The following is a 23,398-nucleotide window of genomic DNA, read 5'->3' as shown; positions in this document are numbered from 1 at the left end:
CTCAGCCGCCGGCCCGCGGGCCGTCCGGCTGGCACTCGCGGAATATCCTGGCACTGCAGCCCGCGCAGATGGCACGGTCCAGGCGGGCATAGATGGTGCTCAGCGCGGTGGCCTTGTCCGGAAACACGTGGTCCGCGCCCAACCGGTCCAGGAAGCCGGTGCGACGCCACATCGCCAGCACCTCGGGGCGCGGCCGGTGAAAATACAGGTCGCCGCCCATCGCGCGGCGCGCGGCCAGTTCATCCTCCCAGACCTGGGCGCCGGCCAGATCGATGAAATTCATGCTCTTGGCCATCACCAGCAGATGGCGCGGCGCGTGCGGCGCGGCGCGCAATTCCTGCAAGCGTTGCGCCACATGCGCGGCGGCGCCGAAATAGACCGACCCCTCCATGCGCAGCAGCTTGAGCTGAGGACATTCCGGCAAGGCGTCGGGCTGCTGCTCCAGCACCACGAAGCGGCGTTCCCGCCCGCGCGAATCGAAGCCCATGGTGCGCATCGCCGGCCGCGAGGTGCGGTGCAGGTAGGCCATCAATGACAGCACCGTGCCCAGCAGGATCGCCACTTCCATGCGGATGGTCACGGTGGCGGCCAGCGTGGCCGCGGCGATGACGCTTTCGCCCCGCTGTCCGCGGATCAATTGGCGCCAGCGCGGCACATCCAGCAGGGTCCACGCCACCAGCAACAGCAAGCCGGCGATCGCGGCGTGCGGAATCCGCGCCAGCAAGGGCCCGCTCAGCGCCACCAGCAGCATCAGCAGCAATGCCGAAAACACCGCCGCCAGCGGCGTCTTCGCACCCGCCTCGTAATTGGGCATGGAACGGTTCAGCGAGCCGCACGACAGATAACAGGAAAAGAATCCACCCACCACGTTCGACAGCCCCTGCCCGACGAATTCCCGGTTGGCGTCGATACGCTGGCCCGAGCGCGTGGCGACGGCTTTCGCGATCGAAATGGACTGCGCCAGCGCCACGATGGTCAACGCGAAAGCGAGACTGAGCAGATCCGGCAAGGCACGCCAATCGACCCGGGGGATATGGAATGGCGGCCATGGCTGCGCCAGGTCGCCCAGCACCGGCACGGCCGCGGCGCCGAACCGCGACGCCATGGCATTGAACGCGGCCGCGGCCAGCGTCCCCGCGGCCAGGCCTGCCAGCATGTAAGGCTTGCGCTTGTCCAGCCGCTTGAGCAGCAGCGCCACCGCGATCGTCACCGCCGTCACCAGCAGCGCGCCCGCTTGCGCCTGCCCCAGGCTGGCGGCCAGGTTCAACAGCAGGGCGCCGGCGCCGTGCGCGGCCGGCGCCGGCAATCCGAGCGCGTCCTTCAAGGCGTGGACAGCGATCAGCAAAGCCGCGCCGCTGGTGAAACCGAACAGCGCCGACGGCGAGATGAAATGCGCCAGCGACCCCAGGCGCAACGCCCCAACCAGCCACTGCATCAATCCGACCAACACCGTCACCGCCAGGGCCAGCTCGATGTAGCCCGGACTGCCCGCCACCGCCAGCGGCGTCAACACCGCGAACAACGCCAGCGAGTTGGCATTGGTGGGGCCGGACATGACGTGGCGGCTGGAGCCGAACAGCGCCGCCACGATACAGGGCACGATGGCGGAGTACAGGCCATACTGCGCCGGCAGACCGGCCAGCGTGGCAAAGGCCACGCCCTGCGGCAGCACCAGCAAGGCGCCGAGCAGCCCTGCAGCCAGGTCGGCGCGCAGGGTTGCGGGGCCGACTTCCGGCACCCAATCGCCAAACACCCGCACCAGCCACGCCCTGCGTCCCGCCGCCATCATTCCCCGTCCTCGTGTGTTCTTGTCGATGCCGGGCGCGATCAGCGCAGGAACCTGCGCTCCAGTTCGCGCATGCCGGCGTCGCCCTGCAGGCCGATGATATCGCGCACAGTGGGCAGGCCGGCATCCACGCCATGGATGCCGCCGTCGGCGCGGATGCGGGCAAAGACCTCGCGCATCGCCCCCACGGCGGCGCGAATCGCGTGATTGCCGTAGATCACCAGCCCCACCTTGCCCAGCGCCTGGATGTCGGCCTCGCGCAACTGGGGATAGGCGGTCGGCACCAGCACCAGCGGCGCGCGCCCGGACCAGGCCGCGATGAAGGCCAGGATCTCGTCCGGCGAAGTCTGCCTGGAATGGATCAGGATGGCGTCGGCGCCGGCTGCCTCGTAGGCCGCCGCCCGCGCCAGCGCCTCGGCCTGGCCGAGCCCGGCGATCAGGGCCTCGGTGCGGGCGATGACGCAGAAATCCGGATCGCGGCGCGCGGCACAGGCGGCCTCGATCTTGCCCTGGAATTCGGCGACGCGCACCAGCTCCTGGCGGCCGTCGACGCGCAGGCTGGTGTCCTTGGGAAAGGTCTTGTCCTCCATCACCACGGCCGACACACCCGCCGCCTCGTACTGCGGCACGGTGTAGGCAACATTGATGGCATTGCCGAAACCCGTGTCGATGTCGGCGATGACCGGCACGTCAACGGTGGCCGCGATGGCCCGCATCATCTCCAGGTGCTGGCCGGCCGACAGGATGTTGGCATCCGGCACCGCGTAACTGGCCGACAGTTCGAAACCGCTGCCCCAGATCGCATCGAAGCCCGCCTCGGCCGCCAACTTGGCCGACAGCGGATTGTGCGCGGACATGGCATGCATCAGGGCGGAAGCCTGCAATTTCTGGCGAAAGCGTGCGTGGCGGGGCATGGCGTGACGGCCTGGAGATCCGGCGCGAAGAGCCCCGGCTGGGGTCATTTAACACCAAATGCGGCTGCCGCTCCCACCCCGGATTCGCCGCCGTTCAACCCGCCCCGCCGCCGCGCCGCGCTTTCATCGCCCGGCTGACCGTCGCCAACGCGTCATCCGAAACAAGACGCGCAGCCAGCGGCAGCAACTCGTCCTCTTCGCGCCGGATGTGCGCGGCATAGGCCGTGGCGAACGCCTCCACCTGCGCCATCGGCAGCTCGACGGCATGGCCTTCGGCAATCGCCTGCAGAATTCGGCGCAACGGCGCCCACAGCGCCGCCAGACGCAAATGATCCGCGATCAGCCCGTCCACCAGCGCACGCAGGCAAACCGCGTCCGACCCGGCCATGGATTCGATCAAGGCCGGGAACAGATCCTCCTCCTCGTCCTCGTGGTGATGCCGCGCGGCGGTCTCGAAATAGCGCGCGACCGCCGCCGCGGCGGTCTGGGCCGCGGCATCGCTGCCATGCGCCGGCAGATGCGCGGCCAGCCGGCGCAGGGTTTCGCACTGGCGTGCAATACGGCCATGGCAGGCCGACAACAGGCCCAGCGGATCATCGGGCGTCGGCGCCGCCGCCGGTCCGCCGGGAAAGCTCACTGCCATGGCAACCCTCCGTCAGCCCGAGTGGCCGCGCCACCACAGGCGTATTGAATCCCAGGTGCGCCCGGCCAGGCCGGCCTCGGCCACCGGCTCCAGCGCCACCACCGGGAACTGCATGGCGGGCTTACCGTCGACCATCACACGCAGCGAACCGACCGTGGCCTGGGCCGCGATCGGCGCCACCAGCGGGTCTTGCGGCGCCCACACCGACTCGACCTTGGCTCCAGCGGGCACGGTGACATAGGCATCCCGCGCGAAACCGGCCTTGAGCGTGTCGGCCTGGCCTTTCCAGACCTCGGACGTGGCCACCGCCTGGCCCTTTGCATAAAGCTTGATGGTATTGAACCCCTGGAACCCCCACTCCAGCAACTCACGGCTTTCCTGCGTGCGCAGCTTGTCCGACGCGGTGCCCACCACCACGGTGATCAGGCGACGCTGCTCCTTGCCGTTGGGTCGGTGCGCGGTGGCCACGATGCAATAGCCGGCCGCGTCGGTATGGCCGGTCTTCAGGCCATCGACGCTGGGATCGAGCCACAACAGCCGATTGCGGTTGGGCTGGGTGATGTTGTTGTAGGTGTAGGTCTTGGCCGAATCGTAGGCCTTGTACAACTCGGGATAGTCACGAATGAAGCGCGTGGCCAGGATCGACAGGTCGCTGACGGTGGAATAGGTGCCCGGATCCGGCAGGCCATGGGGGCTGGCGAAATGCGTGCCGTGCAGACCCAGTTGCACGGCGGTGGCATTCATACGCGCCACGAAGGCCTCGACACTGCCCGACACCGCTTCGGCCAACGCGATCGCCGCATCGTTGCCGGACTGGATCATGAGGCCGCGCAGCAACTGGTCCACCGAAACCTGCGACCCGGGCTCCAGGAACATCTTGGAACTGCCGGCCGGCACTTTCCAGGCACGCGTCGAAATCGTCACCTTCTGCTGCGGCGACAGCGTCTTGTCGTGGATGGCGCCGAACACCACGTACGCCGTCATGATCTTGGTGAGGGAGGCCGGCTCGATCCGCGCACTGGCCGCGTGCGATGCGATCACCTGGCCGCTGGTTTCGTCGAGCAGCAGCCAGGCCTTGGCCGACAGTGCAGGTTGAGGCATCGACTGCGCCATGGCGCCTGAGACACACGCGGTCGCAACGAGCAGGCTCGCCGCCAACTTCTTCATCAACATATGAGGGATTCGCTTCCATGCAGGGTAAGAATGGCGCGCCGGCGATGCGGGCGGGCAGCCGCAACGCCGCGCGCACCGCACGCCGATGCGCGGCGCGAAGCATTGGAACACGTTGGCCACGGATGGTTCAAAACCCGCTGCGCAGGCACTTTGCGCACCGCGTGCGGCGCTGAAAAAATCGCAGCGATTGTCACTGCATTTTGCAGAACACCTTGTAGAAGGGGTTTTTCCGCCTGGAAAACAACAAAGATTGCGCGAAAGGCCCTGCGAAAGCCGCTACAACCGCCACTCTTCCGCTATTATCGGGCGCGTAGCGTTAAACGCCGATACCCGGCGCGCGCGCTGCCCCATGTCCTCAACATACGGATTTTGACCATGGCCACGAAAGCTAAAGCTCCTGCCAAGAAAGTCACCAAGCCCGCCGCCAAGGCGCCCGCAAAGAAGGCTACCGCCGCCAAGCCCGCCGTGAAGCCGGCAGCCAAGAAGGTCGTCGCCGCCAAGAAGGTCGTTGCCGCCAAGAAGGTTGCCGCCGCCCCCAAGGCCATCAAGGCCGCGCTGAACAAGACCCAGCTGATCGCCTACATCGTCGAGCAGTCCGGCGTCGAAGCCAAGGCGGTCAAGGCCGTCCTGGCCAGCCTGGAAACCTCGGTGCTGAGCTCCGTGGACAAGAAGGGCGCCGGCGAATTCACGCTGCCCGGCCTGTTCAAGGTTGCCGTGCAGAAGGTTCCCGCCAAGGCCAAGCGCTTCGGCAAGGATCCGTTCACCGGTGAAGAGCGCTGGTTCCCCGCCAAGCCGGCTTCGGTCAAGGTGAAGGTTCGCCCGCTCAAGAAGCTGAAGGACGCCGCGCAGTAATTCCGCACGGATCTTCCGGTCAAACCGGAAAGGGCCTGCCCCGCTAGGGGCGGGCCCTTTCTTTTTTTCCGCCACGTTCTCGCGCCGCCTCGTGCGACGCCGTTGCGCAATACCCCGTCGCGCAACCGCCGGCCCAGGTGGTCACCTGCCTTGCCCGATCGATGGCCAGCCTGCTAGAATTTATCTTCACGTAAAGATACTTTATATAAAAACACCATGAACGATCTGGTCGATACCGTGCTGGCGCAATGGGAACAGGAATGCCCCAACCTGGACATTTCGCCGATGAGCGTCCTCAGCCGCATGTTCCGCTTCCATGCTTTCGCCGCGCGCGACGTGGGCCGCGCGTTCAAGCGCCACAACCTGCACCAGGGCGAATTCGACGTGCTCGCGACCCTGTACCGCAGCGGCGCGCCGCACGCCATGAATCCACAGAAGCTGGTCGCCGCGCTGTTGCTGACCTCGGGCGCCATGACCAACCGGCTGGATCGCCTGGAGCAGGCCGGCCTGCTGACGCGCACGCCCAACCCCGATGACCGCCGCGGCGTCATCGTCGCGCTGACCGCCGAGGGACTGCGCGTCATCAAGCTGGTCCTGAAGGACTACCTGCGCGAACTCGAAACGCTGCTCGCCCCCTTGAATGCCACCGAACGCCGCCAGATGGCCGGCCTGTTGAAGAAACTGCTGATCCCGCACGACCAGGACACGCCCGGCGGCATCGCCGCCTGAGCCTTTCCCTCCCCGCCACATTCCGCCTGCCTCACATGAACGCCACGCCCGCCCAACCCGCCCCACTCACCGCGCCCGTCATCCTGCTGATGTCCGTCGCCACCGGCCTGGCGGTGGCCAGCAACTATTACGCGCAACCGCTGCTGCACACCATCAGCCAGCAATTCTCGCTGTCCAATGCCACCGCCGGCAGCATCGTCATGATCGCGCAGCTCAGCTACGCGCTCGGCCTGATCCTGCTGGTGCCTCTGGGCGACCTGTTCGAGCGCCGCGGCCTGATCGTGCTGATGACCCTGCTGTCATCCGGTGGCCTGCTGCTGTCGGCCTTCGCCCCCAACATCCAGATGCTGATGCTGGGCACCGCCGTGACCGGCCTGCTGTCGGTGGTGGCACAGGTGCTGGTGCCGTTCGCGGCCACCCTGGCCGCTCCGCATGAGCGCGGCAAGGCCGTCGGCACGGTCATGAGCGGCCTGCTGCTGGGCATCCTGCTGGCCCGCACAGCGGCCGGCGTGCTGGCGGACCTGGGCAGTTGGCGTACCGTGTACTGGGTCGCCGCGATCCTGATGCTGGCCATGTCCTGCGCCCTGTGGAAGGTATTGCCGCGCCACAAGAGCCAGGCCGCCATGAGCTATCCGCGCCTGCTCGGCTCGATCTTCCGCCTGTTCGCCGAAGAACCGCTGCTGCGCGGCCGTTCGCTGCTGGGCGGCCTGCTGTTCGCCGCCTTCAGCATGCTGTGGACGCCGCTGACCTTCCTGCTGTCGGGACCGGACTACGGCTTCAACAACACCACGATCGGCCTGTTCGGGCTGGCCGGCGCGGCTGGCGCCTATGCCGCCAACCGCTTCGGCCGCCTGGCCGACCGCGGCCTGGGCAACCAGGCCACCCGCATCGGCCTGCTGTTGCTGCTGGCCTCCTGGGGGCTGATGGCCTTTGGCCAGGCATCGGTGATCGCACTGCTGGCCGGCATCCTGATCCAGGACCTGGCGATCCAGGGCGTCCACGTCACCAATACCAGCTCGCTGTACCGCACCCGGCCCGAGGCGCGCAGCCGCCTGACGGCCGGTTACATGACCAGCTACTTCATCGGCGGGGCGACCGGATCGCTGGTATCGTCCTGGCTGTACTCCCATTACGGCTGGCCCGGCGTGGTCACCGCGGGCGCGGTTCTGGCGGCCATAACCCTGGCCTACGGCATGCTCGGGGCCAGCGCCCGCATCCCGGAAACCGCCCCGCCCCCTATCCGCGCCTAGCACCTCCTATAATCAGGGGTTTTGACCGCCCCCGCGCCTGGCGCGCGGGGGCGGTTCACCCATTTTTCGCCATCGCGCACGAGCCCATGCAGGAACGTTACCTCCCCACTACCGTCGAAGCGGCCGCCCACCAAGACTGGCAGGCACGCGACGCCTATCTGGTCCATGAACACGCGAAGAACCCGGACGGCTCCGAGAAGCCGAAGTTCTACGCCTGCTCGATGCTGCCCTATCCCAGCGGCAAGCTGCACATGGGCCACGTGCGCAACTACACCATCAACGACATGATGGCGCGCCAGCTGCGCATGCGGGGCTACAACGTGCTGATGCCGATGGGCTGGGACGCCTTCGGCATGCCGGCCGAGAACGCCGCCATCAAGTCCAAGGTGCCGCCGGCCAAATGGACCTACGACAACATCGCCTACATGAAAAAGCAGATGAAGGCGATGGGCCTGGCGATCGACTGGTCGCGCGAAATGTGCGCCTGCGATCCCGAGTACTACAAGTGGAACCAGTGGCTGTTCCTGAAGATGCTCGAAAAGGGCGTCGCCTACCGCAAGACCCAGGTCGTTAACTGGGACCCGGTCGACCAGACCGTGCTGGCCAACGAACAGGTCATCGACGGCCGCGGCTGGCGCTCGGGCGCCCCGGTCGAAAAGCGCGAGATCCCCGGCTACTACCTGCGCATCACCGACTACGCCGACGAACTGCTGGGCGCGGTGCAGAACGACCTGCCCGGCTGGCCAGAGCGCGTGCGCCTGATGCAGGAAAACTGGATCGGCAAGTCCGAGGGCCTGCGCTTCGCCTTCCCGCACCAGATCGCCGGCCAGGATGGCCAACTGATCCAGGACGGCAAGCTGTACGTCTTCACCACCCGCGCCGACACCATCATGGGCGTGACCTTCTGCGCCGTGGCGCCGGAACACCCTCTGGCCACCCACGCCGCGCAGTCGAATCCGGCGCTGGCCGCCTTCATCGAACAGTGCAAGCTGGGCGGCACCACCGAGGCCGAAATGGCCACGCGCGAAAAGGAAGGCCTGCCCACCGGCCTGTTCGTGACCCACCCGATCACCGGCGACGAGGTCGAAGTCTGGGTCGGCAACTACGTGCTCATGACCTACGGCGACGGCGCCGTGATGGGCGTGCCCGCCCACGACGAACGCGACTTCGCCTTCGCCAAGAAGTATGACCTGCCGATCCGCCAGGTCGTGGACGTGGCCGGCAAGGCCTACTCCACCGACGCCTGGCAGGAATGGTACGGCGACAAGCAGAGCGGCCGCACCATCAACTCGGGCAAGTACGACGGCCTGTCGCACAAGGAAGCCGTGGACGCCATCGCCGCCGACCTCGGGGCGCGAGGCCTGGGCGAAAAGCAGACCACCTGGCGCCTGCGCGACTGGGGCATCTCGCGCCAGCGCTACTGGGGCACCCCGATCCCCATCATCCACTGCGCGGATTGCGGCCCGGTGCCGGTCCCCGAGAAGGACCTGCCGGTGGTGCTGCCGGACGACCTGATCCCGGACGGCAGCGGCAACCCGCTGGCCAAGAACGAAGCCTTCCTGTCGTGCGCCTGCCCCAACTGCGGCAAGCCGGCGCGCCGCGAGACGGACACGATGGACACCTTCGTGGATTCGTCCTGGTACTTCATGCGCTACACCTCGCCGGGCAACAACAACGCCATGGTCGACGCGCGCAATGACTACTGGATGCCGATGGACCAGTACATCGGCGGCATCGAGCACGCGGTCCTGCACCTGCTGTACGCGCGCTTCTGGACCAAGGTCATGCGCGACATGGGCCTGCTCAACTTCGACGAGCCATTCACCAAGCTGCTGTGCCAGGGCATGGTGCTGAACCACATCTACTCGCGCAAGAACGCCCAGGGCGGCATCGAGTATTTCTGGCCCGAGGAAGTCGAGAACGTCTACGACGCGCGCGGCGCCATCACCGGCGCCAAGCTCAAGTCCGACGGGTCGGAAGTGACCTACGGCGGCGTGGGGACGATGTCCAAGTCCAAGAACAACGGCGTCGACCCGCAATCGCTGATCGACACGCTGGGCGCCGACACCGCGCGCCTGTTCGTGATGTTCGCCAGCCCGCCCGAGCAGACCCTCGAATGGTCCGATTCCGGCGTCGAAGGCTCGAACCGCTTCCTGCGCCGCCTGTGGTCGATCAGCTACGCGCAGCGCGACACCGTCGCCCGCGGCCTGGCCGCCGGCGCCGACTGGACCGACGCCCCCGCCGCCGTCAAGGATCTGCGCCGCGAGGTCTACAACCTGCTCAAGCAGGCCGACTACGACTACCAGCGCATCCAGTACAACACCGTCGTGTCGGCGTGCATGAAGATGCTCAACGCCATCGACGACGCCAAGCTGCCGGAAGGCAAGCACGCCGACGCCGCCTACGCCGAAACGCTGGGCGTGCTGCTGCGCGTGCTGTATCCGGTGGTGCCGCACATCACCTGGCACCTGTGGCGCGACCTCGGCTACGCAAACGAGCTGGGCGACCTGCTCGACGCGCCCTGGCCGCACGTCGACGAGGCCGCGCTGGTGGCGGACGAAATCGAACTGATGCTGCAGGTCAACGGCAAGCTGCGCGGCTCGATCCGCGTGGCCGCCAAGGCCGCCAAGGAAGACATCGAGAAACTTGCCGCCGCCCAGGATGAAGTCGCCCGCTACCTGGAAGGCCGCCCGCCCAAGCGGGTCATCGTGGTTCCGGGCAAACTGGTCAACGTCGTAGGCTGATGAGGTCAAGCATGTACTTCGCCGGGCAACACACGCAATCCCCCCGCCAATCCTGGCTGCTGCGCGGCGCCTGCCTGGCGCTGTTCATGCTGATCTCGGCCTGCGGCTTCACGCTGCGCGGGGTCACGCCGCTACCGTTCGATACCCTGTATATCGGCATCCCGGACAATACCCAGTTCGGCGCCGACGTGCGCCGCGCCCTGCGCGCCGCATCGCCGAACACCAAACTGGTGCCCGTGCCCAAGGATGCGCAGGCCATCCTGCAGCAGGTCTCCAACGAACGCACGCTGCGCGAAGTCTCGCTGAACGCGCAGGGCCGGGTGGAGGAATACGAGCTCGGCATCAACTACACCTTCCGTCTGATCGATGCCCAGGGCCGCGCCCTGATCCCGGACACCACCCTGTCGATCTACCGCGAAATGCCGTATGACGACCAGATCGTCCAGGCCAAGCAAGGCCAGATCGAAACCCTCTACAACGCCATGCAGCGCGATCTGGTCTCGCGCCTGCTGCGCCGCATGACCGCGCCCGAAGTGCGCAAGGCGTTCGAGAACCGCGAACAGCGCGGCGAAGACGGCGAGACTCCGCTGTACGATCCGACCGCGCCGATGCCGCGCAGCACCCCGGCCCCGTGGCAGACGCCGTCCACCACCGACCCGGCCTATACGCGCTGACCGATGGCACACCCCCTGGATGCGGATCGCCTGGCCGACCACCTGCAACGGGCAGGCAACCGCCTCGCCCCGTTGTATACGGTGTCGGGCGACGAACCTCTCCTGGTGACCGAAGCGGTCGACGCGCTGCGCGCCGCCGGCCGCAACGCCGGCTACACCGAGCGCCTGTCGATGGTGATGGACGCGCGCAGCGACTGGAGCGCGGTGATCGCCGCGACCCAGAGCGTGTCGCTGTTCGGCGACCGCCGCATCCTCGAACTCAAGATCCCCACCGGCAAGCCCGGCAAGTCCGGCGCGGACACGCTGGCGCGGCTGGCCGAACAGGCGGAAAAACAGGCAGACAATCCCGACACCCTGATCCTGGTGGCCCTGCCGCGGCTCGACAAGGCCACCCGCGAAAGCCGCTGGATGCAGGCCTTGAACCGCGGCGGCATGACGGTCGACATCGCCAGTGTCGAACGCGGCCGCCTGCCCGCCTGGGTCGGCCAGCGCCTGGCACGCCAGAACCAGCGCACCGACAACGCCACCCTGCAATGGATGGCCGACAAGGTAGAGGGCAACCTGCTGGCCGCGCACCAGGAAATCCAGAAGCTCGGCCTGCTCTATCCCGAAGGTCAACTGGCCGCCGAAGACATCGAACGCGCCGTGCTCAATGTGGCCCGCTACGACGTCTTCGGACTGCGCGACGCCATGCTGGCCGGCGATATCGCCCGCACCATCCGCATGATCGACGGTCTGCGCGCCGAAGGCGAAGCCCTGCCGCTGGTCCTGTGGGCGGTGGGTGAGGAAATCCGCCTGCTGGCGCGCGTGGCCGAAGCCCGCAGCCTGGGTCAGGACGTCAACGGCCTGATGCGCCGCCTGCGCATTTTCGGCGCCCACGAACGCCTGGCGCTGCAAGCGCTGGGCCGGGTGCGTCCCGATGTCTGGCCTGCCGCGGTGCAACATGCGCACGAGGTCGATCGCCTCATCAAGGGCCTGTCGGTGCAGGGAAGGCTGTCCGACCCCTGGGAAGAAATGACCCGCCTGGCCCTGCGCGTGGCCGCAGCAGGCACCCGACCGTGAAGGCGGCCCCGGCCGCCACCTCGTTCCCCGGCCTCGGGCCGGATAAACTACTCCAATCCGCAAGCGGCTCTCGCGCCGCCCATTTTTCACTATGAACGACGCCGTCATGTCCTCGTCCTCCATCGAACAAGCCATGCTGACCCTGGGCGAGAATGCGCGCCGGGCCTCGCGCTCCATGATGCGCGCCCACAGCGCCGCCAAGAGCCAGGCACTGCTGGCCATGGCCGAGGCGCTGGCCGCCAACCAGGCCGAGTTGCTGGCCGCCAACGCCAAGGACGTCGCCGCGGCGCGCGCCAACGGCCTGGAGCCGGCCCTGCTCGACCGCCTGACGCTGTCGGAAAAGACCCTGGCCCACATGGCCGAGGGCCTGCGCCAGATCGCCGCGCTGCCCGACCCGGTCGGCAGCGTCAGCGCGACCAGCGTGCGCCCCAACGGCATGCGAGTGGCGCAGATGCGCGTGCCGCTGGGCGTCATCGGCATCATTTACGAGTCCCGCCCCAACGTCACCATCGACGCGGCCGCCCTGTGCCTTAAGTCCGGCAATGCCGCCATCCTGCGCGGGGGCAGCGAGGCCCTGCATTCCAATGTGGCGTTGGGCCGCATCGTCCAGCAGGGCCTGGCCGCCGCCGGCCTGCCGCAGGACGCGGTGCAGGTGGTCGCCACGGCCGACCGCGCCGCAGTCGGCAAGCTCATCACCATGACCGAACACATCGACGTCATCGTGCCGCGCGGCGGCAAGGGCCTGATCGCGCGCCTCTCGCAAGAGGCGCGCGTGCCGCTCATCAAGCACCTGGACGGCAATTGCCATGTCTACATCGACGCCGCCGCCGATCCGGACAAGGCCCATGCCATCGCCTTCAACGCCAAGACCTACCGCTACGGCATCTGCGGCGCCATGGAAACCCTGCTGGTGGACGCCGTGGCCGCCGTCTCGATCCTGCCGAGCCTGGCGGCTGCGCTGACCGAGCATGGTGTCGAACTGCGCGGCTGTCCGCGCACACTGGCGCTGCTGCCGCACGCCACGCCCGCCACCGACGACGACTGGGGCACCGAGTACCTGGGCCCTATCCTGGCGGTCCGCATCGTCGATTCGCTCGATGACGCCATTGAGCATATTGCGCGCTGGGGCTCCGGCCACACCGACGCCATCGTCACCGAAGACCTGTCGGCGGCCCAACGGTTCCAGCGCGAGGTCGATTCCAGCTCGGTCTACGTCAACCTGCCGACCTGCTTCGCCGACGGCTACGAATATGGCCTGGGCGCCGAGATCGGCATCTCCACCAACCGGCTGCACGCCCGCGGCCCGGTCGGCCTGGAGGGCCTGACCACGCTCAAGTGGGTGCTGACCGGCGAAGGCCAGACCCGCGGCTGAGCCGACTCCATCACCTTTTGTTCGCGGCAACGCCGCGCCTTATCGGAATTTCCATGCACTCACCCGCCATGGCCATGGCCTTCAGCCTTTTCGTGCTGTGTTTCATCACCTGTTCGCTGTGCGGGCTGATCCTGTTCTTCGTCAAAAGCAAGCAGATCAACGCCACGCTCAAGCATCCCTACCTGCAGCATCGGCCGTTCGAGCGCTATCCCATGGCGATCAAGGCGGCCATCATGCTGGACTATTTCTTCCGCCTGATGTTTCCGGGCACCCGGTTCTGGCTCATCGGCAATGCCAATGAGCTGCTGGCCCACGTCGACCCCAAGAAAACGCCGCTGTCCCTGAAATGGCCGATAGTCGGATTCTGGGGCGCATGCTGGCTGGGCCTGATCGCCATGATCGTCTTGTGGACCCTGTTGTTCCTGGGGACGTAACGCGCATGCAGCTCCAGATCGAGGACTACCCCGGCAGCACCGAAGCAGCCCGCATCCTGATCACCGCGCGCGAGACCGGTATCGCCGGCCCGCGCCTGCCCGCGAACTGCCGCCCGCAGAGCGCGGGCCAGGCCCTGGCGGTGCAACAGCGCACTGCGCAACTGCTGCGCGAAACACGCCAGGACGCGATCGCGGCCTGGAAAAGTGCATTGCCATCGCCCGAAAAAGCCGTGGTCGCGCCCATCTATGCGTCCACCGTGGCGCGCGGCGGCGTCGTTCCGGCCCGCACGCCCATCGTGCGCATCGAGCCCGAAATCGCATTCGAACTGGGGCGCGACCTGCCCGCCCGCGACGCGCCCTACGGCCCAGCCGAGATCGACGCCGCCATCGGCTCGGCCCGGCTTGCATTGGAAATCCTGGGCTGCCGCTACACCGCACCGGAACATACCAGCCTGTCCGAATTGCTGGCCGATCATATGTTCAATGCCGGTCTCGTGCTGGGGCCACAAATCGCCTCGCCCGACGCCGCCCCCGCCGCCATGACCCTCACCCTGTCGATCGACGGCGCCGAGGTCGAGCAGCACGCGGGCATCCATCCGAATGGCCATGCCAAGGCCGGCCTGTACTGGCTCGCCAATTTCCTGCGCGAACAGGGCCTGGGCCTGAGCGCCGGCCAACACATCATCACCGGCTCTTACGCCGGCTTCCTGGATGTTCCCGCCAACCGCGACATCGAACTCGCCTATGGAGATCTCGGCATCTTGAAACTGCGCTTCTCCACCGGCTAAGCTTGGGCCATTCCACCAAGGCCCCGCCCATGCTGACACTGCGACCCTTCTCGTCCTCGGACTACGCCCTGCTTGCCAGTTGGTTCAACAGCCTGGACGAGGTCGTGCAATGGGGCGGCTCACATGTGTCGTATCCCCTGACGCCGGCGGACATGGACGCCATGTTGCGCGAAGGCCAGCAACAACCACCGGCGCGGCGCTGCTGGATGGCTTGCCATGAGGGCCAGACCACCCGGCTACCCGTCGGCCATGCGCAACTGGCCTACGACTGGCGTGACGGCAACGCCCGGCTGGGCCGCGTCGTCATCGCCCCCGACGCCCGTGGCCAGGGCCTGGCTCGACCCATGGTGGCGCTGATGATCGACGAGGCTTTCAGCACGCCGGAAATCGAACGCCTGGAGCTGAATGTCTACATGTTCAACACCGCCGCGATCCGCACCTATGAAGCCCTGGGCTTCACGCTGGAAGGCGTGCGGCGATCGGCCACGCGTGCCGGCGAGGCCCGCTGGGATACCGGCATGATGGGGTTGTTGCGATCCGAATGGCGCGCCGCGCCCCGCTGACACCGCCAACCGGCGCGTGCGGGATTCCGCCATGGCTCGGCACGCGCGAACGCTGCGCGCTGCGGCTCGCCGCCCTCGATATGCCGCGCGTCAGCGCGCCACCGGCTCGGCCAGCATGATTGCGGGCCCACCGGCTTCGATTGCCTCGCCCGCCGCCAGGCAGAGGTCTTCACGATAGCGGCCCGCCACCACCTGCACCCCGACAGGCCGATCGCCGGCATTCCCCATGGCCACCGACAGGCCTGGCAGGCCCATGAAAGGCAGGCCGATCTGCGTCATCTGCGCGCGCCAGACGCGCTCGTAGGCCTCGTCGCCTTGCAGATCCAGGTTGTCGGTGAAAGGCAGCTCGGCGGACACCGGCAGCAGCAGCACCGGATATTCGGCGAGGAACACTTCCCACTCGCGCGTGAGGGTCGCCCGACGCGTGAGCACCCCCGAGAATTTCGCCATGTCCATGCCGGCCACGCGCGCGCGCTGCCCTTCCAGTGCCACCAGCGCGCCGCGGTCGCCTTCCTTGCGGGCCGCCTCGACCATGCCATCGTAGCCGTCGGCCATCCACATGCGAATCTGCAGGTCGGCGGCTTCACGCAGCGGCGGCACGCTGTCGACCGTGTCGACCGACCAGCCGGCTTCGCTCAGGCGCCGGGCCGCGTCCTGCAGGGCCTTGACCACCGCTGGCTCGGTGTCCATGCCATCGGGATTCAGGCACAGAGCCACCCTGCGCGGCACGACCGGGCCGGTCAGTGGCGCCGGCACCCACCAGGGGTCGCGCGGATCGGGCGCGGCCATGGCGGTCAGGCCCAGCCGCAGATCGGCGATGCTGCGGCCCAATGGTCCCGACACGGCAGTGATCTGGCCGCCGATGGTGCGTTCGGGCAGGGCTGCGTTATAGGCGGGCACGCGCCCCAGTGATGGCCGCAGGCCATGAACGCCGCAGGCATAGGCGGGATAGCGGATGGAACCAGCGATGTCGGTGCCGTGTGCCAGGTGTCCGATGCCTGCCGCCACCGCCGACGCCGCGCCGCCGGACGATCCCCCTGGCGTCAGGGCGGGATTGCGCGGATTCAATGTGTCGCCATGCAGCAGGTTGCCAGTGAACCAGCGCAGCGAGAACGCCGGCGTGTTGGTGCGCCCGACGATCACGGCGCCGGCGCGGCGCAGATTGTCGACCACGGGATTGTTGACACGCGCAAGCAGGTCTTTCTGCAGCGTCACGCCGTTGGTGGTGGCGTAGCCGGCCTGGTCCACATTGACCTTGACGGTCACCGGCACGCCCGCCAGCAAACCGGGATCGTCGCCGCGCGCCAGCGCCTGGTCGACCTCGGCGGCCTGGGCCAAGGCGTCGTCGGGACGGTGATCGACCACGGCGTTGATCAGCGGGTTCACGGCCTGCAGACGCGCCAACGCGCTTTGCGTGGCCTCGACTGCGGAAACATCGCGCCGGCGGATGCGGGCGGCAAGCTCTACTGCGGACAAACGCCAAAGATCGGACACGCGGCACTCCTGTTGCAAGCGGGGAAGCGGCGCCACCATGGCGCCGGATGAGCAACCTTAGCGCCCCTCGCCACGCGCCACAAGCCGCGGTTTACCGCAGCCCACGCGCGCGTCAGCCCGCCTCGAACACCTCGATGATGGCATCGGCCATGGCCCGCACACGCGCCGTTCGGTTCAGGTCGCCATGCATCACCAGCCACAGGTCATAGGGTTCGCTCCGGCTCGGCCAGATCCGCACCAGCTCCGGATACTGCGCTGCCATGTGAACCGGCAACTCGCCAATGCCCAGCCCCGCGGCCACCGCCTCAATGATCATCATGCCGGAATTCAGTTCCATCGCGATGCGGCCGTTGCCCGTCGGCTCGCCGCAGAAGGTGTCGGACCAGCCGGGCAGCACCGACTGCTGGTAGGTCACCAGCGTGTGTCCGGCGAACGCGGTGCCCGGGCGCGGCTCGCCATGCGCCTCGATATAGGGCTTCGACGCATACAGGCCCACCTCGCGCCGCGCCAGGTGGCGATGGATCAGGTCGGGGCTGTCCGGCTTGACGTTGCGGATCGCCAGATCTGCCTCGCGCCGCGTCAGATTGCTCAGTTGGATCGAGGTCGACAACGCAACGCGGATATCGGGATGCTGCCCGTGCAGCCGGCGCACGGCTTGCATGATGTAGTAGCTGGCGACGGTCTCGGAGGCCGCCACCCGCACCACCCCCGAGAGCCGGTGATCCAGCCCCTGCATCTGGCGCTGCAACTGATCGGCAGCCTGCTCCATGCGCTCGGCGGCGGCAAAGGCCTGTTCGCCCGCGGCAGTCGGCACGTAGCCCGACGGCGTGCGCAGGAACAGCCGCGCATCCAGCGACGCCTCCAGCGCCGCCAGGCGCCGCCCAGCCGTGGCCTGGTCGATCTGCAGCAGCGCGGCCGCGCCGCGCAGCGTGCCATTGCGATAAATCGCCAGGAAGATGCGTGCATTGTCCCAATCCATCGGTCTGGCCGCTCCACGAGGTCAGCATGTACGTGATGCAATTTTGCATTCCAACAAAGCAATTATTCCTCTTTTTTGCATCAATGAAACCTCCTAATCTGTGCGCCTTGGCAAGTTCCCCGAAAGTCCCCCATGCGTACCGCCTGCCCCGCCTCCCCCGTCCCTCCCGCGCCTGCCGCCACCACCACCACCGGACTGCTGCCCTTGGTCACGCTGGCCATCGGCTTCGTCATGGCCATGCTGGACGTCACGGTCGTCAATGTCGCCCTGCCAAGCATCGCGCAGCAGTTCACCGTACCGCTCACCGACCTGGTCTGGATCGTCGATGGCTATACCCTCACTTTCGCCGCCCTGCTGCTGGTGGCCGGCGCGCTGGCCGACCGCTACGGCGCCAAGAACATCTACCTTGCGGGCCTGTGCGTCTTCACGCTAGCGTCATTGCTGTGCGGCATCGCGCCGGACGGCGACCTGCTGATCGGCGCCCGCATGCTGCAGGGCCTGGGCGCCGCGCTGTTCATGCCCAGCTCGCTCAGCCTGCTGGCGCACGCCTACGAAGACGAACAGGTACGCAATCGCATGCTGGCGGCCTGGTCGGCCATTGTCGCCGTGGCCGGCGCCGCTGGTCCGCTGCTGGGCGGCGTGCTCATCCATCAATTCGGCTGGCGCGGCATCTTCCTCATCAACCTGCCCCTGGGCCTGGCGGGCCTGTGGCTGGCGCGGCGTCGCATCCTGCCCGCGCCGCGCCGGCCTCGCGCGCTCAACCCGCTGAGCCACGTGCTTGGCGTGACGGCGCTGGCATCGCTGTGCTTTGTGCTGATCCAGGGCAACGCTTATGGCTGGTCGTCGGCGCCCATCCTGGCGGCGGCGGCCGTCTGCGCGCTGGCCGGCGTGGCGCTGGTGCGGCGCGAGCGGCGCCACGCCGAGCCGATCCTGCCACGCGTCCTGTTCCAGACGGCGCAGTTTCCAGCGGCCAACGGCGTGGGCTTTCTGATCAATCTCGCGGCCTACGGCCAGTTGTTCCTGCTCAGCCTGTTCCTGCAGCATGCGCGCGGCGCCGACGCCTTGCAGACCGGCATCCAGTTGGTGCCGATGCTGGCGGTATTCTCTATCGGCAACCTGGTGTCGGGGCGGGTGTCGGCGCGCTGGGATGTCTCGGCCGCGCTGTTGGGCGGCATTGCGCTGGCGACGGCCATGAGCGCGGCCGGCCTGTTCATGTTCACGCCTGCCATGCCGTACTGGCCCTTCGCCACGATCGTGGCGCTGGCGAACCTGGGCGTAGGCATCGCGGTACCCGCCATGACCAGCGTCGTCATGCAGGTGTCGGGCAAGCACCACGCCAACAGTGCCGCCGCCGCGCTGAATGCCAACCGCCAGTCGGGCGCGCTGGTGGGTGTCGCCTTGATGGGCACCATCCTGCACCTGCTGCCGGACTGGCACAGCAGCCTGCCCGCCGCCTACGCCATCATCACCCTCGGCTATCTGGGCGCGGCGGCGCTGGTCTGGCGCTATCTGCGCCAGGCTCGCAACGCATAGTCCGGCGCGGCCGCCACGCATGGCAGCCGCGCCGCCTTTGCTTCACAATGGGCTCTCCTATCGACACTTCCCGGAGCGCCGCATGACCGATACGTCCCTCTTCCCCGCCATTCGCCGCGTCGCCATCGTCGGCGCCGGCACCATCGGTGCCAGTTGGGCCGCGCTGTTCCTGGCGCATGGACTCGAAGTCGTGGTCAGCGATCCGGCCGCCGACACCGAAGCGCTGACGCGCGCGCGGGTCGCCTCTGCCTGGCCGGTGCTGGCCGAGCTGGGCCGCGTCGCCGCAGGCGCGACGCCCGACGGCCTGCGCTTCGAACCCGACCTGGCCATCGCGCTGCGCGACGTCGACTTCGTCCAGGAAAACGCGCCGGAACGCGAGGACTTCAAAACCGAGCTGTTCGCGCGCATGGACGCCCTGCTGGCGCCGCATGCGATCGTCGCCTCCAGTTCGTCCGGACTCATCATGAGCCGCCTGCAGGCGCGCTGCGAAAATGCCGGACGCTTCGTCATAGGCCATCCGTTCAACCCGCCTCACCTGATCCCCCTGGTGGAAGTGGTGGGAGGCAAGCAGACCTCGGCGGCCACCATCGACCGTTGCATCGACTTCTACCGGCAACTGGGTAAATACCCGATCCGCGTCAACAAGGAAGTCCCGGGCCACATCGCCAACCGCCTACAGGCAGCGCTGTGGCGCGAAGCCATTCACCTGGCCGCGGAGAACGTCGCCAGCGTGGCCGACATCGACGCCGCCGTATCGCAGGGGCCAGGCTTGCGCTGGGCCCTGTTCGGTCCGCACATGACCTTCAATCTGGGCGGCGGCGCCGGCGGCCTGGCGCATTTCATGGAACACTTGCTGGGTCCGGTACAGTCCTGGTGGGACGACCTGGGGACCCCGGACGTCACACCCGAACTGCAGCAGCGACTCATCGAAGGCGTCAACGCCGAGGCCGGCACGCGCAGCATCGCCGACCTGGCGCAGGCGCGCGATGCGCAACTGACGGCGCTGCTGAAGGCGCTGCAACGCTGAAGCCGTCACAACGGGCTCGACTGCTATCCTATGTGGCAACGCCCTGCCAGGCAGGCCCGCCCCTCTCCAGGAATTTCCATGGTTTCCGTCACCCACGACACCCAGCACAGCCGCTACACCGCCACCGTCGACGGGGTACTGTGCGTGCTGGACTACCATCTGCGCGACGGCGTGATGACCATTGCCCATACCGGCGTTCCCAGCCAGGTCGGTGGCCGCGGCATCGCCGCGGAACTCACCCGCGCCGCGCTCGATGGCGCCCGCGCGCATGGCTGGAAAGTGCGCCCGCAATGTTCCTACGCCGAGGTCTACATGCAGCGCCACCCCGAATACAACGACCTGCTCGCCCGAGCCACGCCGTGACCACGTCAGACCAGACTGCCTGCCCCTGCGGCACGGCCAAGCCCTACGCCGCCTGCTGCGGGCGCTGGCATGCGGGTCCGGGGGCCCTGCAAGCGCCCACCGCACAAGACCTGATGCGCTCGCGCTACAGCGCTTTCGTGCTTGACCAGCTCGCCTACCTGCTCGACACCTGGCATCCCAGCACGCGCCCCGCGTCGCTCGAACCGAATCCGCCTGGCTTGAAGTGGCTCGGCCTGACGGTCAAGCGGGCCCGCGATAGCGATGCGGACCACGCCACTGTCGAGTTCGTCGCTCGCAGCCGCCTTGCCGGACGCGCCAGCCGGATGCATGAAGTCAGCCGATTCGTGCGTGAAGGCGGACGCTGGTACTACGTGGACGGCGACCTACGCTGACGCCAGCGGGCACGATGCGGCACTGTCCTCGCCCACCGCGCGCTTCAGCACCGCCACCAGGTTGGCCACCGCGCCACGCTCGGCGGCGCGCGCCTCGCCCACAATCGCCAGTTCGGAGGACGGCGGCGGCGCCAACCCCTGTGACGCGCCGAGTATCGCGTGCTGCGGCAGACAGGCAAACGCGGGCAGCAATGAAATCCCCAATCCCGCCGTCACCGCCGCCTGCACGCCCGCCAGGCTCTGACTGTGGTCGGCGGCGCGCCACGGACGCCCGGCGCTTTCCAACGCGTAAATCATGCGCTTGCGATAGATACAACCCTGCGGGAACAACACCAGCGGTACCGGCTCCGCCCTCTGTAACAAGCGCGGATTGCCCACCCACAACAAGCGTTCGGGCCATACCGCCAGGCAAGGGCCATCATTGGGCTCGCGCTTGATCAGCGCCAGATCGAGTTCGCCCGCGGCCAAGCCCGCCTTCAGATCAGCGCTCATCCCGCTGCCTGTCTCCAGACGGATATCCGGATGGCTGGCGGCAAAGCCCGCCAGCAGGGCTGCAAGGCGCGAAACATCGAAATCCTCGGGGATGCCCAGCCGGATCACCTGCGTCCGGCGCGGCGCCGACAACACCAACTCGGCCTCGTCCGCCATCCCAACACCGACGATGCCATCATCGCCGGCAATGTGGCGCAACTGGGTGGCCACGTCGACCGCGTCGTCACGGCGGAGCAGGCCGGCGCCTACAAGCCCTCGAAACGGATCTTCGCCCACGCGCATGACAGCCTGGGCGTCACGCCGGACGAGGTGGTACATATTTGCGCCAGTCCGCACCTGGATCACGCCGCCGCGCGCGATATCGGTTTGCGCTGCGTCTGGATCGACCGCGGCACCGGCCGTCAGCTCTTGCCGGACTACCGCCCCGACGCTACTGTATCCACGCTGGACAAAATTCCGGACCTGTTCCGGCAGGCCGGCTGGATGTAGGCCACGGCGGCTCGCCGACAGGACAGCACCCAGCCGGTGCCGGCTATCCGCCCGCGGCGCCGGCAGGCTGGCGGCCACCTATCCACTCCTCATCCTCGACTTCACCTCGGGCTAACCATGAACAAAGACCCTCACTTCGCCGATGCGCTGTTCCATGCCGACCGTGTCGCCGCCCTGCGTGCCGACCTGGCGCTGGCGCTGCGCGCGGCCGCCGCGCACGGACTTGGCGAAGGCGTATGCAACCATTTCAGCGTGGCCTTGCCCGGAGACACCGATCACTTCCTGTTGAATCCGCGCGGCCTGATGTGGCACGAGGTGCAGGCGGACGACATCGTGCTGGTCAACGCTCAAGGCTGCAAGCTCGCCGGCCGCCATGAGGTCGAGCCCACTGCGATGTTCATCCACGCAGCAATCCACCGCATCGCCGGCAAGGCCTGTGTGCTGCACACCCATATGCCCTACGCCACGGCCTTGACGCTCACTGCCGATCGCACGCTCGACACCACCCTGTCGCAGAACGCCATGCGCTTCCATGGCCGCATCGCCGTTGATGGCGAATACAACGGCCTGGCACTGGACGCGAGCGAAGGCGAACGCATCGCCCATGCCATGCAAGGCGCCGATATCGCCTTTCTCGGTAATCACGGCGTGGTAGTCTGCGGCGAGCGCCTCGATTACGCCTACGACGATCTGTTCTTCCTGGAACGCGCGTGCACCGCACAGGTGCTGGCACAATCCACCGGCCGGGCCCTGGCGCCCGTGGATCCTCGGATTGCCGCCAAGGTGGCGGCCCAAATCCAGAGCGAACGCCTGCAGTCCGAATTGTTTTTCATCGCCTTGCGGCGCCAACTGCCCGACGCCGCGCGACGCCAGACCACCTGAACCGGAAGGTTGTCCTATCCCCGCCATACTACAGGCACATCGCGGCATGACGCCGTGGTGCGGCGCGGGGATGTGATCAGGGGGAATGCCTTCAGACGCGGTAAAAGCAAAAACCCCACAGGCGTCAGCCTGCGGGGTTTTCTTTTGCAATAATTGCCTGATACTGACCTACTTTCACAGACGTCCGTCCACTATCATCGGCGCGAAGGCGTTTCACTGTCCTGTTCGGGATGGGAAGGAGTGGGACCACCTTGCTATGGGTATCAGGCTTGACTTGTCGAGCGTGCCGCCGCGAAAGCGGGAACTCCAATCCTGGGTACTGCCGCCCGCTTCGCATGCCACGACCAGAACCTGGCTCGATGGTCGCGCCGCGTAAAAAACGGGCCTCTCACAAAAACAAAACCCCGCCAGGCGAGCGCCTGCGGGGTTTTGAGCAATAAAAGCCTGACGATGACCTACTTTCACAGACGTCCGTCCACTATCATCGGCGCAAAGGCGTTTCACTGTCCTGTTCGGGATGGGAAGGAGTGGTACCACCTTGCTATGGTCGTCAGGCGTAACGGGTTGAGAGATTGTCTTTGAGGGACAACCGCTCCAATCTTGGAAGAAGCGCAACGTGTGGGGGATCAGAGACTAGCTCGATGATCCCGCACAGTGGGTGTAATTGGTGTTGGCTGGCTGCTGACGGGGCAGCCAGATTTTGTATTGAACGACACTTGGAACGCTATATCACCAGGTCATAACCATCAGTGTTATAGGATCA

22 protein-coding genes, 2 rRNA genes and 1 pseudogene are annotated in these 23,398 nt (G+C 67.2%); 16 read left to right on the top strand and 9 right to left on the bottom strand.

The features are described from left to right. Position 1: 1 nt before the first annotated feature. From AC6LKG_RS11235 to AC6LKG_RS11220, 4 genes are all read right to left on the bottom strand, one after another. A complete protein-coding gene (locus AC6LKG_RS11235; protein ID WP_498164505.1) occupies positions 2–1,786 on the bottom strand; it encodes a SulP family inorganic anion transporter in 1,785 nt (594 codons plus the stop codon). Positions 1,787–1,827: 41 nt separating this feature from the next. Further along, positions 1,828–2,700 (bottom strand): phosphonopyruvate hydrolase, encoded by an 873-nt coding sequence (locus tag AC6LKG_RS11230; protein WP_498164434.1) that lies wholly within the window; start codon positions 2,698–2,700, stop codon positions 1,828–1,830. A gap of 94 nt (positions 2,701–2,794) precedes the next feature. After that, positions 2,795–3,343 carry a hemerythrin domain-containing protein gene (locus AC6LKG_RS11225; RefSeq protein WP_498164432.1) on the bottom strand — a complete coding sequence of 183 codons (549 nt, stop codon included), beginning with the start codon at positions 3,341–3,343 and terminating at the stop codon, positions 2,795–2,797. A gap of 12 nt (positions 3,344–3,355) precedes the next feature. Continuing rightward, positions 3,356–4,516, bottom strand: a complete 1,161-nt coding sequence (locus tag AC6LKG_RS11220; protein WP_498164430.1) for a D-alanyl-D-alanine carboxypeptidase family protein — start codon at positions 4,514–4,516, stop codon at positions 3,356–3,358. Positions 4,517–4,891: 375 nt separating this feature from the next. Between AC6LKG_RS11220 and AC6LKG_RS11215 the strand changes: the two genes are divergently transcribed. From AC6LKG_RS11215 to AC6LKG_RS11170, 10 genes are all read left to right on the top strand, one after another. Next, entirely contained in the window at positions 4,892–5,368 is a 477-nt protein-coding gene (locus AC6LKG_RS11215) for an HU family DNA-binding protein (RefSeq protein WP_498164428.1), read from the top strand. 216 nt (positions 5,369–5,584) lie between these two features. After that, entirely contained in the window at positions 5,585–6,097 is a 513-nt protein-coding gene (locus AC6LKG_RS11210; protein WP_498164427.1) for a MarR family winged helix-turn-helix transcriptional regulator, read from the top strand. A 35-nt stretch (positions 6,098–6,132) separates the two neighbouring features. Continuing rightward, on the top strand, positions 6,133–7,347 hold the full coding sequence (locus tag AC6LKG_RS11205; RefSeq protein ID WP_498164425.1) for an MFS transporter: 1,215 nt from the start codon (positions 6,133–6,135) through the stop codon (positions 7,345–7,347). An 86-nt stretch (positions 7,348–7,433) separates the two neighbouring features. Continuing rightward, complete coding sequence (leuS, locus tag AC6LKG_RS11200) at positions 7,434–10,091, top strand: leucine--tRNA ligase (protein ID WP_498164424.1); 2,658 nt, start codon at positions 7,434–7,436, stop codon at positions 10,089–10,091. Between the two features lie 11 nt (positions 10,092–10,102). Continuing rightward, entirely contained in the window at positions 10,103–10,765 is a 663-nt protein-coding gene (locus tag AC6LKG_RS11195) for an LPS-assembly lipoprotein LptE (protein WP_498164422.1), read from the top strand. Positions 10,766–10,768: 3 nt separating this feature from the next. Next, entirely contained in the window at positions 10,769–11,827 is a 1,059-nt protein-coding gene (holA, locus tag AC6LKG_RS11190) for a DNA polymerase III subunit delta (RefSeq protein WP_498164420.1), read from the top strand. Between the two features lie 91 nt (positions 11,828–11,918). Then, a complete protein-coding gene (locus AC6LKG_RS11185; protein WP_498164419.1) occupies positions 11,919–13,199 on the top strand; it encodes a glutamate-5-semialdehyde dehydrogenase in 1,281 nt (426 codons plus the stop codon). A 53-nt stretch (positions 13,200–13,252) separates the two neighbouring features. Further along, a complete protein-coding gene (locus tag AC6LKG_RS11180; RefSeq protein WP_498164418.1) occupies positions 13,253–13,633 on the top strand; it encodes a hypothetical protein in 381 nt (126 codons plus the stop codon). A gap of 5 nt (positions 13,634–13,638) precedes the next feature. Continuing rightward, complete coding sequence (locus AC6LKG_RS11175) at positions 13,639–14,421, top strand: 2-keto-4-pentenoate hydratase (protein ID WP_498164416.1); 783 nt, start codon at positions 13,639–13,641, stop codon at positions 14,419–14,421. A 29-nt stretch (positions 14,422–14,450) separates the two neighbouring features. Further along, a complete protein-coding gene (locus AC6LKG_RS11170) occupies positions 14,451–14,984 on the top strand; it encodes a GNAT family N-acetyltransferase (RefSeq protein WP_498164415.1) in 534 nt (177 codons plus the stop codon). A gap of 90 nt (positions 14,985–15,074) precedes the next feature. Here AC6LKG_RS11170 and AC6LKG_RS11165 read toward each other — a convergent pair whose 3' ends face one another. Further along, positions 15,075–16,478: an amidase family protein gene (locus AC6LKG_RS11165; RefSeq protein WP_498164413.1), complete on the bottom strand. Its 1,404-nt coding sequence runs from the start codon at positions 16,476–16,478 to the stop codon at positions 15,075–15,077. A gap of 112 nt (positions 16,479–16,590) precedes the next feature. Next, entirely contained in the window at positions 16,591–17,457 is an 867-nt protein-coding gene (locus AC6LKG_RS11160; protein WP_498164411.1) for a LysR family transcriptional regulator, read from the bottom strand. Positions 17,458–17,589: 132 nt separating this feature from the next. On the opposite strand from AC6LKG_RS11160, the gene AC6LKG_RS11155 reads away from it, so the two are divergent. The 4 genes from AC6LKG_RS11155 to AC6LKG_RS11140 all read left to right on the top strand — a co-directional run bounded on the left by AC6LKG_RS11155 (position 17,590) and on the right by AC6LKG_RS11140 (position 20,772). Then, positions 17,590–18,990, top strand: a complete 1,401-nt coding sequence (locus AC6LKG_RS11155) for an MFS transporter (RefSeq protein ID WP_498164410.1) — start codon at positions 17,590–17,592, stop codon at positions 18,988–18,990. 82 nt (positions 18,991–19,072) lie between these two features. After that, positions 19,073–20,017, top strand: coding sequence for a 3-hydroxyacyl-CoA dehydrogenase NAD-binding domain-containing protein (locus tag AC6LKG_RS11150; RefSeq protein ID WP_498164408.1), 945 nt, complete (start codon positions 19,073–19,075; stop codon positions 20,015–20,017). Positions 20,018–20,095: 78 nt separating this feature from the next. Continuing rightward, positions 20,096–20,380, top strand: coding sequence for a GNAT family N-acetyltransferase (locus AC6LKG_RS11145; RefSeq protein WP_498164406.1), 285 nt, complete (start codon positions 20,096–20,098; stop codon positions 20,378–20,380). After that, positions 20,377–20,772 (top strand): YchJ family protein, encoded by a 396-nt coding sequence (locus tag AC6LKG_RS11140; protein ID WP_498164405.1) that lies wholly within the window; start codon positions 20,377–20,379, stop codon positions 20,770–20,772. Before AC6LKG_RS11145 ends, AC6LKG_RS11140 begins: the two co-directional genes overlap by 4 nt. On the opposite strand, the gene AC6LKG_RS11135 is transcribed toward AC6LKG_RS11140, so the two are convergent. Beyond that, complete coding sequence (locus AC6LKG_RS11135) at positions 20,764–21,474, bottom strand: LysR substrate-binding domain-containing protein (protein WP_498164403.1); 711 nt, start codon at positions 21,472–21,474, stop codon at positions 20,764–20,766. The two genes, AC6LKG_RS11140 and AC6LKG_RS11135, sit on opposite strands and share 9 nt — an antisense overlap. On the opposite strand from AC6LKG_RS11135, the pseudogene AC6LKG_RS11130 reads away from it, so the two are divergent. Together AC6LKG_RS11130 and AC6LKG_RS11125 are read left to right on the top strand one after the other, a co-directional pair. After that, positions 21,424–21,753, top strand: a pseudogene (locus AC6LKG_RS11130) (HAD family hydrolase); the annotation flags it as partial. The gene AC6LKG_RS11135 and the pseudogene AC6LKG_RS11130 overlap by 51 nt on opposite strands. Before the next feature lie 117 nt (positions 21,754–21,870). Then, the gene (locus tag AC6LKG_RS11125) at positions 21,871–22,635 is read left to right on the top strand and encodes an aldolase (RefSeq protein ID WP_498164401.1); all 765 of its coding nucleotides are present in this window, start codon (positions 21,871–21,873) and stop codon (positions 22,633–22,635) included. 155 nt (positions 22,636–22,790) lie between these two features. On the opposite strand, the gene rrf (AC6LKG_RS11120) is transcribed toward AC6LKG_RS11125, so the two are convergent. Both rrf (AC6LKG_RS11120) and rrf (AC6LKG_RS11115) read right to left on the bottom strand, forming a co-directional pair. Beyond that, a 5S ribosomal RNA gene (gene rrf / locus AC6LKG_RS11120) occupies positions 22,791–22,903 on the bottom strand. A 174-nt stretch (positions 22,904–23,077) separates the two neighbouring features. Next, positions 23,078–23,190, bottom strand: a 5S ribosomal RNA gene (gene rrf, locus AC6LKG_RS11115). Positions 23,191–23,398 lie beyond the last annotated feature (208 nt).

It is taken from the genome of Achromobacter sp. 46006 (assembly GCF_059761975.1).
Note: the sequence above shows the minus strand (reverse complement) of the source record. Positions and strands in the feature narration are given on the sequence as shown.